The sequence below is a fragment of the Trebonia kvetii genome (assembly GCF_007827045.1).
Taxonomy (GTDB): domain Bacteria; phylum Actinomycetota; class Actinomycetes; order Streptosporangiales; family Streptosporangiaceae; genus Trebonia; species Trebonia kvetii.
This window is the reverse complement of sequence record NZ_RPFW01000001.1, coordinates 1,240,921-1,252,930: the sequence shown is the minus strand read 5'-3', so window position 1 is coordinate 1,252,930 and position 12,010 is coordinate 1,240,921. Positions and strand designations below refer to the sequence as shown.

Here is a 12,010-nt window from a genome sequence, read left to right as displayed (position 1 = left end):
GGCCGGCCCTAGCTTCCCTGGCTGATTGCGTACCTGGCGAGCAGCGGGACCAGTATCCGCGCGTCCGGACTGCCCCACCCGGTGACCGGGTCCCAGCCGGGGCCGGCCGCGTAACCGGTGATCGTCTTGGGCGGGAACTCCACGGCATTGTTTCCCGTGGTGATGTCGTGGAAAGCTTGGTGGTACTCGGGACCGTGCGCGATCCGGTAGATGGCCGGGTTGACGAGGCCGAGCCGGCGCCCGGCGTACTGGTCGGCGAGGGCGATGAGCGCGGCCCAGATCGGGGCGCTCGCGCTGGTGCCGCCGCCGTCGCGGACCGTGGTCTGGTTTCCGCTGCGCAGGATCATGGCCAGGTCGGCATGGCCGCTCGCGTCGGCCGACACGTCGGGCACCCCCCGGGTGGCGCCGATGGCGGAGATGCCGTCCTGGTAGGAAGGCCGCGAGAACAGGCGGCTGAACCCGCCGCCAGAGGCCTGGAACGGCGAGCCGACCGAGCCGTACGGCAGGCCCCAGGCAGCCTCGCCCTGCCAGGCGCCGGTCGCGTGGCTCGCGGTGAGGCTGGTCCCGCCGGCGCCGAGCACCAGCGGGTCGGAGGCGAGCAGGTTGACCTCCTTGACCGGGGTGAAGCTGCCGGCGCCGGCCAGCGCCGCGTAGACGTCGCACGGCTCGGCCACCGCGCCGATGTCACCCGAGGCGGCGACCACGGTCGCGCGCCGGCTCGCGGCCGCCTGCAGCGCGGCGTTCACGCTGCCGGCCTGCGCGCGGCTCACGCAGTGCTCGCCGCCGACCTGGCCGGCGGCGCTGATGGACAGCACGTCGCCTTCGGCGCTGCCGCGGCGCAGCGATGCGACGGCCGCGGCGACCGTGTTCGCGGTGTTGTCCAGTGAGTTCGTCGGAAGCAGCAGGATGACGAGGGTGGCACCCGGGGCGAGCGCGTGCACCATCTCGACGTCGAGCACCTCCTCGCCGAAGGCCAGCCAGGGGGATGGCGTGCGGACGAGGCTGGAGTCGACCCGCATCGGCGCGGCCGGCAAGCCGAACGTCGCGTCGAACGCCGCCATGTCCTGCCGCATATCGGTGACCAGGGGCGGGTTCGGCGCCGATTCGGCGAGCTCGGGAAGCACCACGGTCTCGCCGCGCCCGTCGATCCCGCGGTCGAGCAGCGGCTTGACGCCGTAGGCCACCTGGAGCTGCCGCGGGGTGTAGCAGGTGGCCACGGAGTCGCAGTCCGCGGCGGACGGGCCCGCCACCGGGCTCGCGGCGGCCGTGGGACCGGCCGAGGCGCCTGCCGTCGCCGCGCCGGTGACCCCGGCCGAGGCGCCCGCGGTCGCCCCCGCCGGCGCTCCGCCACCGCCGGACGGCGGCGCCGACGTGCAGGCGGCGACGGACAGCAGCCCGAGCGCCGTCGCCGCCGCCAGGCCGGGTACGTGACCCGCCAGCCGCCGCGGGCCGCGCGGCAGGAACCCGGTCATGCTGGCCTCCTCGGAAACCGTCGTGGCGGTACGGACCGCGGCTATTCGAAGCGGATCGCCGCGGGGGCGGTCATCCTGCGCAGCAGCGGCAGCGTCAGCGTGATGACGCCGAACGCGATCGCCAGGCCGATGCCCATGATCGTGTAGTAGTCGCGGCCGAGGAGCGGTACGCCGGTGCCGGCCGGCGTCAGCCGCATGACCGCCGTCACGGCCGTGCCGTAGGCGACGCCCGCCGCGACCACGGTGGCGGCGACAAGCGGCACCGCCGCCTCGATCAGCACGACCCGCGCCAGTACGCCCGCCTGAGTGCCGCTCACTCGCAGCAGGGTGAACGGGCGCTTCCTGTCGACGAGGCTGCCGCCGATCGAGACCGCCAGGCTGCAGCCGGCCACGATCAGCGTGAGCGCGACGGCCGCGTAGAGGATCTTCTCGAACGTGGTGAGCCGCTCGGCCCTGATCTGGAGCGTCTCGCCGAACGTCCGCGGCGGCGTCGGCAAGTTCTGTGCGTCGCCGCCGACCTGCGGTGGCGCGTGGACGGCGAGGTAGGTGCGGACCCGTTCGAGCGTCGCGGGGCTGTTCACCTTGACAAGCACCGTCTGCAGCGGCAGCGCCGCCGGGTTCCCCGTGTAGGCGGGGGAGGAGGAGTCGGCGATCGTCCGATCGCCGAACCTCGGATTGTCGTCGAAGATCGAGTCGTCCTGGACCTGCACCGCGCGAAGGCCTGGCGCGCACTGCCCGAGACCGCGTATCGCGCGCAGGTCCGCGCAGCTGACGGCGACCATCCTCGGTTCGCCTCCGCCCGTCAGGTCATACAGCGGGTAGACGCCGGCGCCGGGTATGGTCCTGAGTCCGCCGATGAGCCGCTGGCCCGCCGCCGCGGGCAGCCCGACCTGGCCCGTGAGTATGTCGCTCAGTGCCCCGGCCGACGGGGGTGACTGGAGCGCGTTCATGGCCGGCACGAACACGCCGACCATGGTGCCGAGGAAGACCGCGAGCACCAGCCCGGTGACCGCGCGGAAGGCGCCCTTCGGGTTGTCGGCGAGCCGCCTGGTGGCAAGCAGCGCCGACGATCCGCGCGCGGCCCTGCCGAAGAGCCGCGCCGACTGCGCGGTGAGCCAGGGCCCGGCGATCACGATGCCGATCATGGTGAGCAGCAGGCCAGGATAGGCGGGTGCGCCGATGCTCTCCCTGCTGGTCTTGCTCAGCCCGTAGACGAAGACGCCGACGCCGATCACCAGCGCGAGCAGCCGCCACCACCCGGGCGGCTTGGGCGTGGCCCGCCGGGTAACACCGAGCGGTGAGATCTGCACCCGGCGCAGCGATAGCAGCGCGGCGATGGCCGCCGCGACCGGCACGCCGACGAGCATCGCGCCGTAGCTGGCCGCGGTGGGCGTCAGGTCAGACTCGAAGTACTGCGTCCCGATCAGCGCTGTCCCAGCGAGCGCCGGCCGGACCAGCAGGAAGATGCCCGTGCCGAGCACCGCGCCGAGGAATGCGCCGATCACGGACTCGATGGCGGCGATGGTCCTGATGTCGCCCGGTGTCCCGCCGACCAGCCGGAGTGCGGCGAACCGCTCCTCGCGCCGGCCGGCGGCGAGCCTGGTCGCCGTGCTGATCAGCACCAGCATGGGGAACAGCACCGCGAGCACGCCGATGGCGAACGCGTACCTGAAGAACGGGGTGAACACCGCCTGCTCGGGTGCGCTGTTGACCGAGGTGACCCACGTGGTGCCTGGGATGCTGTTGACCTGCGCGGGTGTGTGCCCGATGTAGATCGCGAGATCGCCGGCGCCGTGCAGGCCAGCCTGGCCGATCGTGCCGGTCATCGTCCCGGGGAACCGCGCGCCGAGCTGACCGGCGGGCACGCTCCCGATCAGCGCGGCGAGCGCGGGAGATGCGTAGTACTCACCGGCGGGCGGCAGGTGCGTGATGCCCGGCGGCACCGGCGCGTCCGGGCCGAGGGCCGCGACGTCGAGCCGGCTGATCGTCTGGCCCTGGTAGAAGTCCACGCTGTTGTTCCACAGCTCGCCGTGCGCCGGCAGCGTGCTCGGAACGTAAGAGCCCTGCGTGCAGGACCAGCACCGCTTGTTGGCGCTGGACTGGAAGGCGTGATACTCGGCGAGCACACCGAGCAGCAGCGCGACACCGACGGCCACCGCGGCCGCGGTGATCAGCAGCCGGACCAGGGCCTCCCTGCCGCTGTGCAGGGTGAGCTGGAAGCCGAGGCGGAGCATCACACCGCACCCTTCGCGGCGGCAGCGGCCGAGGCATCGGGCACCGAGAGGTCGATGGAGGAGACGATGCCGTCGCGCACCAGGGCAACCCGGTCGGCGTACGCGGCGACCCGCGCGTCATGCGTGACCACGATCACCGTGGTGCCCTGCTCGCGGGCGAGGCCGGTCAGCAGGTCCATCACCTTCTCGCCGGTCAGCGAGTCGAGGGACCCGGTCGGCTCGTCGGCGAAGATGACGTTGGGTGCCAGGGCGAGCGCCCGGGCGACCGCGACGCGCTGCGCCTCGCCGCCGGACAGCTCGCCGGTCCGCCTGCCGCCCTTGTCGCCGATGCCGAGCTTGTCCAGCCAGGTGTCGGCGGTCTTGTAGGCCACCTTGCGCTTGGTCCTGTTCAGCAGCAGCGGCAGCGCCACGTTGTCGGCGGCGGTGAGCTCGGGCACGAGCTGACCGAACTGGAAGACGAAGCCGAACGCGGTGCGGCGCAGCCGGGTGCGCTCGGCCTCGCTCATCGCGTTGAGCGGCCGCCCGTCGAACAGCGCCTCTCCCTGGTCGGGGGTGTAGATGCCGGCCAGGCAGTGCAGCAGGGTGGACTTGCCTGAACCGCTCGGGCCCATGATCGCGACGATCTCGCCCTGGGGGACGGTCAGGCTCGCACCGCGCAGCGCGGGGGTCTGGCCGAAGGACTTCTGGATGCCGCGCGCCTCCACCAGGCTGCCGCGGCCGGTGCTGACGGATACCGCAGGGATGTTCATGGCTTCCTTACCGCCTCGGCTAGTTCCTTGAGCCGGGCTGACGTGAGGTCGATCCACCGGAGGTCCGCCTCCAGGTGGAAGAGAGCATGGTCGGCGAGCAGCGTGTCGACGAGCGGCCCGCTGCGCTTGATCTCGGTGAGCTGCTGCATGCGCCTAATGTGTGCGGCGCGCTGGGTGTCGAGGTAGGCGGAGGCGGGCTTGCCGAGCATGAGCGCCAGCGTCACCTTGGCGAACAGCACCGTTTGCAGGTGCGGTTCTGGCTCCACCGGCTCGGCCAGCCAAGCGTCCACCTCGGTCCTGCCGGTGTCGGTGATCGCGTACCGCTTGCGTTCCGGACCCTCGCCCGGCTCGGCGCCGCCCGCGACGACCTTGCCGTCCCTGGCGAGCCGCCCGAGCGTGGCGTAGACCTGGCCGAACGGCAGCTGCTTGCCGCGCCCGAAGAAGGCGTCGTAGTCGCGCTTGAGGTCGTAGCCGTGGCTCGGCTCCCGTTCAAGCAGGCCAAGCAGGGTGAGGGGAACGCTCATGCCAGCAATATACACTCGGTGTATACACTGAGCAAATATCGAGGCGGGAGCCGGAACAAGCACGGGGACTGACGGGCGGCGCGGCCCGCTGTGCCAGGATTGCCGCATGGCCGATCCTCGTGCTGGGCAGCCCGCTGCCCCTGGCGACCTGGTAAACGTCGCGAAGCTGGTCACCGCCTACTACACGGTGCACCCCGACCCTGGCGACGTCGCGCAGCGCGTGTCGTTCGGCACGTCCGGGCACCGCGGATCCGCGTTCACCGCGACGTTCAACGAGGACCACATCCTCGCCACCACGCAGGCGATCTGCGAGTACCGGGCGAGCCAGGGCATCGACGGCCCGCTCTACCTCGGCGCCGACACGCACGCGCTGGCCGAGCCCGCTCAGGTCAGCGCCCTCGAGGTGCTCGCCGCCAACGGCGTGCGGGTGCTGACCGACTCGCGGGCCGGCTACACGCCCACCCCCGCCATCTCACGGGCGATCCTGGTGTACAACGCGGACAGCTCCGGGCCCAGGGCCGACGGGATCGTGGTCACGCCCTCGCACAACCCGCCGGCCGACGGCGGCTTCAAGTACAACCCGCCGGACGGCGGCCCGGCGGGCACCGACGTCACGAAGGTGATCCAGGACCGGGCGAACGAACTGCTCGCCGACGGGCTGCGCGGCGTGCGCCGGGTGCCCTACGCCAAGGCCGTCGCCGCGGAAACCAGCGGCACCTTCGACTTCCTCGGCAGCTACGTCGCCGCCCTGGACGGCGTGGTCGACATGGCCGCCATCCGCGGCGCGGGAATCCGCATCGGCGCCGACCCGCTCGGCGGCGCGAGCGTCGCGTACTGGGGCGAGATCGGCGCCCACTACGGCCTCGACCTCACGGTGGTCAACCCCGAGGTGGACCCGACCTTCCGGTTCATGACCCTGGACTGGGACGGCAAGATCCGGATGGACTGCTCGTCGCCTTACGCGATGGCCAGCCTGATCCGCCGCCAGCACAACTTCACGATCGCGACGGGCAACGACACCGACTCCGACCGGCACGGGATCGTCACGCCGGACGCGGGGCTGCTCAACCCCAACCACTACCTCGTGGTCGCCATCGACTACCTGTACCGGCACCGGAGCGGCTGGCCGGAAGCCGCCGCGGTCGGCAAGACGCTGGTCAGCTCCTCGATGATCGACCGGGTGACGGCCGGCCTCGGCCGGAGGCTCCTCGAGGTGCCCGTCGGGTTCAAGTGGTTCGTGCCCGGGCTGCTCGACGGCTCGGTGGCCTTCGGCGGCGAGGAGAGCGCAGGGGCCTCCTTCCTGCAGCGCGACGGGTCGGTGTGGACGACCGACAAGGACGGGATCATCCTGGCGCTGCTCGCCTCGGAGATCACCGCGGTCACCGGCCAGACGCCGTCCCAGCTCTACGACGGACTCACCAAGCAGTACGGCGCGCCGGTCTACGCCAGGGTCGACACGCCCGCCACGCGGGACCAGAAGGCGGCACTCGGCAGGCTGTCGCCGGAGCAGGTTCCGGCGGGCGATCTTGCCGGTGAGAAGATCCTGGCGACGCTGACCTCGGCACCGGGAAACGATGCGCCGATCGGCGGGCTCAAGGTTGTCACCGAGTCCGGCTGGTTCGCCGCCCGCCCGTCGGGCACCGAGGACGTCTACAAGCTGTACGCCGAGTCCTTCCGCGGCGCCGAGCACCTCGCCGCCATCCAGGAAGAGGCCCGCGCCATCGTCGCCGCCGCCATCGCCCCCTAGCCGCGCCCCGAGGAACGTACCCCCGCGATGCGGGCTGCTTTGTTGCGTTTTCTGATCATTCCTGGGCAAGCCTGATCCCTCGGAACCTCCGGCCGCTACCGTTCCCGTGTTGGTCTTCTGAGCGGGCGGGAGCGAGCTGTGCGACGAAACTGGAAGTTCAGGTCGGCGGGGATCGCGGGCGCGTTGCTGCTGGCCACCGGTGGCGTGCTGCTGGCGGGGAGCGGCACGAGCGCCAGGGCCGACGCCGTCATCTCACTGCCCGCCAGCGTGACCTACCTGAACCAGACGCTGCCCGACACGCTCGGCGGCAACGGCTACGTGTTCATCGCGGCCGAAGGCGGGATCATCGTCTGCAATGTCGCCGGGCAGCAGCTCACGACCGTCGACGCCGCGGACGGGATCGGCGCGCTCGCGCTCTCCCCGGACGGCGCCACCCTGTACGCCTCGGTCAACTCGGGAGCCAATGCGGGCTCCGTCGCGGCCATCACGGTGTCGTCGATCGCCAGCGGGCCGGTGAAGCAGACCTTCTACCCGCTTGCGGCGGGCGACCAGCCGGGATCCCTGGCAGCGCAGAGCGGCAAGGTGTGGGTCGCCTACAGTTCGACGGTGGCCGCCGTCACTACCGTGGCGATCGGCGCCATCAACCTGGCGGACAACGGCACGTTCGAGCCCGCCGCGGCGCCCGGCACCTGGGATAAGTCGGTGGACCTCGCCGCCGACCCGCAGGACACCGGCGTGCTCGTCGCGGTCTCGTATGATTCCCCGTCCGAGGCCGCCAGCTACAACACCGGAACCGACCCGGCCACGCCGATCGCCGCGCAGGGCGCACTCGGCTCTGGCGGGAACGCGTGCACCTACCTCGGCGAGGTCGCGGTCGTGCCCGGCGGCCAGCGGTTCGCGGCCGGCTGCGACGGGCCCGGCAGCGTGCAGGAGTACGGCACCGCGGACCTCGCCACCGGGGTAGCCGCCTACAACGCCAATGGCGCCGGCACCTCGCAGGCCATCGCGGTCGCGGTGGACGCCGACGGGTCCGTGGCGGTCGCCAACCGGACCAGCATCTACGTCTACAAGGCGAACGGGACCCTGCTCAACACCTTCGCGGTCACCACGGGCAACAAGACGGACGAGGCCTACGGCCTTGAGTGGGTGGACACCGCGGGCGGGCCGAGCCTCGCCGCCGTGTCCCAGTCGGTCACGGCGAAGACCTACACGGTGCAGATCTTCAGCAAGGCGGAGCTGCTGCGGCCGACGGTGAAGTTCTCCGCCACCGCCAAGACCGCCTTCGGCAAGCCGGTAAAGCTCACCGGCTTCTCGCTGCTCCCCGGCGGAGCGGCGGACACGGCCCCGGTCAGCATCAAGAGGACCGGTCCGGGCGGCACGGTGACCGTCAAGACCGTCACGCCGTCGAGCGCCGGCGCCTTCACGGCCACCGACACGCCCACGGCTGTGGGCAGCTACACCTACACGGCGACGAGCGGCGCCACGTCGGTCGCCGCGAAGGCCACGGTCGTCAAGGACACCCCCGCGCTGACGCTCACCCCGGCCAGTTCCACGGTCGGCTACAACAGCGTGGTGCACCTGACCGCCACCCTCGGCGCCACCCACGGCAACCGAGCAGTGACGATCTACGCGCAGGTCAACGGCGGGAAGAGCAGGGTCCTCGCGAGCGGCAAGGTCAACGGCAAGGGCCAGCTGTCCGTCGCCTGGACCGCACTGCGGAGCAGCACCTTCCTCGCCAAGTTCGCCGGCGACGCGGATGACGTCGCGGTCAGCGCCGCCGCCGCCGCGTCGGTCCGCGCGCAGGTCACCGAGACGCTGAGCGGGCAGTACGGCACCAAGAAGTCCGGCGGCACCACCTACCGGCTCTACCACCACACCGGCAAGGTCACCGTCGCCGCGACGGTGACGCCCGGCCACCCTGGCGAGTGCGTCAAGGCGGAGCTGCAGGTGTTCGCCAACGGCGCCTGGCACGCCAGCACCACGACCGCCTGCACGAAGCTCAGCGCCACGAGCAAGGCGACGGTCCGCCTCGCACTCGGCATGGCGCGGCTCGGCGTCCCGTACCGGGTCCGCGCCGATTACGTCAGCGGCAGCAAGACCAATGCGAGCGGCGACAGCGGCTGGCTGTACCTCATGGTGGAGAAATAGGGGATACCGGAGTCACCACGAACCCGTTCGGGATATTCCAGATCTCTATCCCGAACGGGTTCGGTTATCACGCCCACGCCAACGTCGTCACCCGGCCGGGCGGAAGCTGTCGAGCAGCCTGTCCAGCATCTCCCGCTGCCTTTCCGCGGTGACACGGTCGGCGTACAGCACGCGCTGCGCGCTGAGCCCGTCGATCAGCACGAGCAGCTGGTGGGCCGCCAGGTCGATGTCCAGGCCGTCGCGGAGCTCGCCCTGCTCGCCCGCATGGGCGAGGTGCGCGCGCAGCCGGCGGGCGAACCGGTCGAACTCGGCGTTCTGCACCGTGCGCATCTCTGGGTTGCCGAGGGCCCGCCCCCAGAAGCTGATCTCGATCCGCGCCTCGAGGTCACGCTCGTCGTCGAGCGGCAGCGCCTCGAGCATGATCACGCGCAGCGCCGCTAGCCCGGTCAGGCCGGCCGCGCTGGTCTCCATCCGGGCCGCGACCCGGCGGTGTGACAGCACGAGCGCCGAGCCGAGGATGTCGGCCTTGTCGTCGAAATAGTGTGCGAGGATGCCTGGCGAGCAGTGCGCCTCCCGGGCGATGGCCCGGACGGTCGCCTTCGCGATGCCGTCGCGCGCGATCACCCGCCAGGTGGCGGACAGGATCTCGTCGCGCCGCTCATCCCAGTTGACGATCTTTGGCATGGCCCACAGACTCCCACTACCGGTTCTGGCCTAACTCTGTTTTTTTATCGGACGTCCGTCTAATATCCCCTCAACGTACCGCACGGACCCCGAGGAACCGCCGATGACAAGCGAACCGCGCAGCACCCGGGTGACCGGGCTGCTTGGCCAGGTCACGGTGCTCGGTGCGCACATTCTCGACGTGCTGGGCAGGCCGGTCGAGGTGATACCGCCCGGCCAGGGCGGCGCCCGGCTCACCGAGATCAAGGCCACCGCCGCGGGCACGGCGGCAGGCACGGGCGTGGACCTGGCCAAGCTGGGCGCCGAGGTGCACGCGATCGGCGCGATCGGCGACGACCTGATAGGCGACGTGGTCGTCGCCGCGATGACCAGGCACGGCGTGGACACCGGCGGGCTAAGCCGCAAGAGCGCGGCGCAGACATCGGCCACCATCCTGCCGATCAGGCCCAACGGCGAGCGCCCCACGCTGCACGTGCCCGGCGCGACGTCGCTGCTCGAACTGGCCGACGTGGACCTGTGGCGGGTGCGCGGCAGCCGGGCGCTGCTCGTCGGCGGGCCTGACGCGCTCGGCGGCTTCGCCCGCGACGGGCTGCCTCAGGTGATCGCGGCGGCGCGGGACGGGGGGGTGCTTGTCGCCGTCGACGTGCTGCATCCAGGCAGCCCGCGCGACCTGGAGCGGATCTGCGATGTCCTCGCCGCGGCCGACTGGTTCCTGCCGAACGGCGACCAGCTTCTCGCGCTCACCGGCCGCGACGACCTGACGGCGGCCATCGAGGACATGCTGGCGCTCGGCGCCGGCGGCGTGGCCGTCACCTGCGGCGCGGACGGCTGCCTGGTCGCCTGGCGCGGCGGCGGCGCCCCGGTGGCGCTGCCCGCCATCAAGGTCGACGTGGTGGACACCACTGGCTGCGGCGACGGCTTCACCGCGGGCATGCTCGCCGGGCTGCTGCTCGGCGTGGCCCCGGTCGACGCCGCGTGGCTCGGCATCGCCTGCGGGGCGCTCGTCGCCACCGGCCTCGGTTCCGACGCCGGCATCGACAGCCTCGGCCAGGCGCTCGCCTTCCTGTCCCGCGAGCAGCCGGCCGTGGCTGGCCGGATCGCCGCCGCCGCGATCGCGCGGCGGTCAACTCACCACGAAGTAGAGGAGCAGGTCCATGACTGAGCAGCCCCGCGTGACGGCAGAGCACACCGCCGACAAGCGGCTGCGGGAGCGCGCGCGGGCCGTCATCCCCGGCGGGATGTACGGGCACCAGTCGACCGCGCTGCTGCCCGGCGCCTACCCGCAGTTCATGCGCGGCGGCCGCGGCGCGCGGATCTGGGATGTGGACGGCAACGAGTACATCGACCTGATGTGCAGCTACGGGCCCGTCGTGCTCGGCCACCAGCACCCGCGGGTGGAAGAGGCGGCGGCGGCGCAGGCGGCGCTCGGCGACTGCCAGAACGCGCCCGGCCCGGTCATGGTGGACCTCGCGGAGCTGCTGGTGCGGACCGTACGGCACGCGGACTGGGCGATGTTCGCCAAGAACGGCACCGACGCCACCACCATGTGCTGCACGATCGCCCGGGCGCGGACCGGGCGGCGCAAGATCCTGGTGGCGACCGGTGCGTATCACGGCGCGGCGCCCTGGTGCACGCCCCGGCCGGCCGGCGTCACGCCGCAGGACCGCGAGAACCTCGGCTACTACACCTACAACGACATGGAAAGCGTCCGGCAGGCCGCCGCCGCGGCGGGCGACGACCTGGCAGGCATCCTGGTCAGCCCGTTCAAGCACGACGCCGGGTACGACCAGGAACTCGTCGACCCCGGGTTCGCCCGCGGTCTGCGCGCGCTGTGCGACGAGACCGGGGCCGCGCTCATCCTCGACGACGTGCGCTGCGGGTTCCGGCTCCACCTGGGCTCGAGCTGGGAGCCCGTGGGCGTGGCGCCCGACCTGTCGGCCTGGAGCAAGGCGATCGCGAACGGGCACGCGCTCGCCGCGGTGCTCGGCAACGACGCGTTCCGCGACGGTGCCCGCCAGCTATTCGTCACGGGCTCGTTCTGGTTCTCCGCGGTCTCGATGGCGGCGGCGATCGCCACCATCACGGCGCTTGCCGAGGAGCGGGCGGTCGAGGCGATGGAGCGGTCGGGTGCCGAGCTGCGCGACGGGATCCTGGCGCAGGCGCACTCGTGGGATCTCCCGATCAGCTACACCGGCCCGGACGTGATGCCCTACCTCTCCTTCGCGGGCGACGAGGACCACCGGCTCGGCGACGTGTTCGCGGAGCACGCCCTGCGCGGCGGCGTCTACCTGCACCCGCGGCACAACTGGTTCGTCTCCGCCGCGATGACCGGCGACGACATCGCCCGGGCGCTTGAGGCGACGGACCGGGCGTTCGCCGCGGTCCGCAAGCAGATCGGCAACTGAAGGAAACAGGAAGAGCAGCAGTACGAGTGAGATAGCCAGTCAGAAAG

General features: G+C 71.8%; 9 protein-coding genes. 4 read left to right on the top strand and 5 right to left on the bottom strand.

Annotated features, from left to right (window positions below; genetic code table 11):
* Positions 1 to 8 precede the first annotated feature (8 nt).
* From EAS64_RS05675 to EAS64_RS05660, 4 genes are read right to left on the bottom strand one after another with little or no spacing between them, the layout of a single operon-like run.
* A complete protein-coding gene (locus tag EAS64_RS05675) occupies positions 9 to 1,472 on the bottom strand; it encodes a S53 family peptidase (protein ID WP_145851593.1) in 1,464 nt (487 codons plus the stop codon).
* 41 nt (positions 1,473 to 1,513) lie between these two features.
* Positions 1,514 to 3,706 carry an FtsX-like permease family protein gene (locus EAS64_RS05670; protein ID WP_145851592.1) on the bottom strand — a complete coding sequence of 731 codons (2,193 nt, stop codon included), beginning with the start codon at positions 3,704 to 3,706 and terminating at the stop codon, positions 1,514 to 1,516.
* On the bottom strand, positions 3,706 to 4,455 hold the full coding sequence (locus tag EAS64_RS05665) for an ABC transporter ATP-binding protein (RefSeq protein WP_145851591.1): 750 nt from the start codon (positions 4,453 to 4,455) through the stop codon (positions 3,706 to 3,708). Before EAS64_RS05665 ends, EAS64_RS05670 begins: the two co-directional genes overlap by 1 nt.
* A complete protein-coding gene (locus EAS64_RS05660) occupies positions 4,452 to 4,979 on the bottom strand; it encodes a PadR family transcriptional regulator (protein ID WP_145851590.1) in 528 nt (175 codons plus the stop codon). The genes EAS64_RS05665 and EAS64_RS05660 overlap by 4 nt, the downstream gene beginning before the upstream one ends.
* Before the next feature lie 106 nt (positions 4,980 to 5,085).
* Between EAS64_RS05660 and pgm the strand changes: the two genes are divergently transcribed.
* Together pgm and EAS64_RS05650 are read left to right on the top strand one after the other, a co-directional pair.
* The gene (gene pgm / locus EAS64_RS05655) at positions 5,086 to 6,726 is read left to right on the top strand and encodes a phosphoglucomutase (alpha-D-glucose-1,6-bisphosphate-dependent) (RefSeq protein WP_145851589.1); all 1,641 of its coding nucleotides are present in this window, start codon (positions 5,086 to 5,088) and stop codon (positions 6,724 to 6,726) included.
* Between the two features lie 138 nt (positions 6,727 to 6,864).
* A complete protein-coding gene (locus EAS64_RS05650) occupies positions 6,865 to 8,874 on the top strand; it encodes a hypothetical protein (protein ID WP_145851588.1) in 2,010 nt (669 codons plus the stop codon).
* Positions 8,875 to 8,961: 87 nt separating this feature from the next.
* Here the strand turns inward: EAS64_RS05650 and EAS64_RS05645 are convergent, their stop codons facing one another.
* Positions 8,962 to 9,558: a TetR/AcrR family transcriptional regulator gene (locus tag EAS64_RS05645; protein ID WP_145851587.1), complete on the bottom strand. Its 597-nt coding sequence runs from the start codon at positions 9,556 to 9,558 to the stop codon at positions 8,962 to 8,964.
* A gap of 103 nt (positions 9,559 to 9,661) precedes the next feature.
* Between EAS64_RS05645 and EAS64_RS05640 the strand changes: the two genes are divergently transcribed.
* Both EAS64_RS05640 and EAS64_RS05635 read left to right on the top strand, forming a co-directional pair.
* On the top strand, positions 9,662 to 10,720 hold the full coding sequence (locus EAS64_RS05640; protein WP_145851586.1) for a carbohydrate kinase family protein: 1,059 nt from the start codon (positions 9,662 to 9,664) through the stop codon (positions 10,718 to 10,720).
* On the top strand, positions 10,713 to 11,963 hold the full coding sequence (locus EAS64_RS05635) for an aminotransferase class III-fold pyridoxal phosphate-dependent enzyme (protein ID WP_145851585.1): 1,251 nt from the start codon (positions 10,713 to 10,715) through the stop codon (positions 11,961 to 11,963). Before EAS64_RS05640 ends, EAS64_RS05635 begins: the two co-directional genes overlap by 8 nt.
* Positions 11,964 to 12,010: the final 47 nt, after the last annotated feature.

What these genes read in the sequence shown, in the direction of transcription:
- EAS64_RS05675 (WP_145851593.1), bottom strand. Translation starts at nt 1,472, where the DNA reads ATGACCGGGTTCCTGCCGCGCGGCCCGCGGCGGCTGGCGGGTCACGTA.
- EAS64_RS05670 (WP_145851592.1), bottom strand. Translation starts at nt 3,706, where the DNA reads ATGCTCCGCCTCGGCTTCCAGCTCACCCTGCACAGCGGCAGGGAGGCC.
- EAS64_RS05665 (WP_145851591.1), bottom strand. Translation starts at nt 4,455, where the DNA reads ATGAACATCCCTGCGGTATCCGTCAGCACCGGCCGCGGCAGCCTGGTG.
- EAS64_RS05660 (WP_145851590.1), bottom strand. Translation starts at nt 4,979, where the DNA reads ATGAGCGTTCCCCTCACCCTGCTTGGCCTGCTTGAACGGGAGCCGAGC.
- pgm (WP_145851589.1), top strand. Translation starts at nt 5,086, where the DNA reads ATGGCCGATCCTCGTGCTGGGCAGCCCGCTGCCCCTGGCGACCTGGTA.
- EAS64_RS05645 (WP_145851587.1), bottom strand. Translation starts at nt 9,558, where the DNA reads ATGCCAAAGATCGTCAACTGGGATGAGCGGCGCGACGAGATCCTGTCC.
- EAS64_RS05640 (WP_145851586.1), top strand. Translation starts at nt 9,662, where the DNA reads ATGACAAGCGAACCGCGCAGCACCCGGGTGACCGGGCTGCTTGGCCAG.
- EAS64_RS05635 (WP_145851585.1), top strand. Translation starts at nt 10,713, where the DNA reads ATGACTGAGCAGCCCCGCGTGACGGCAGAGCACACCGCCGACAAGCGG.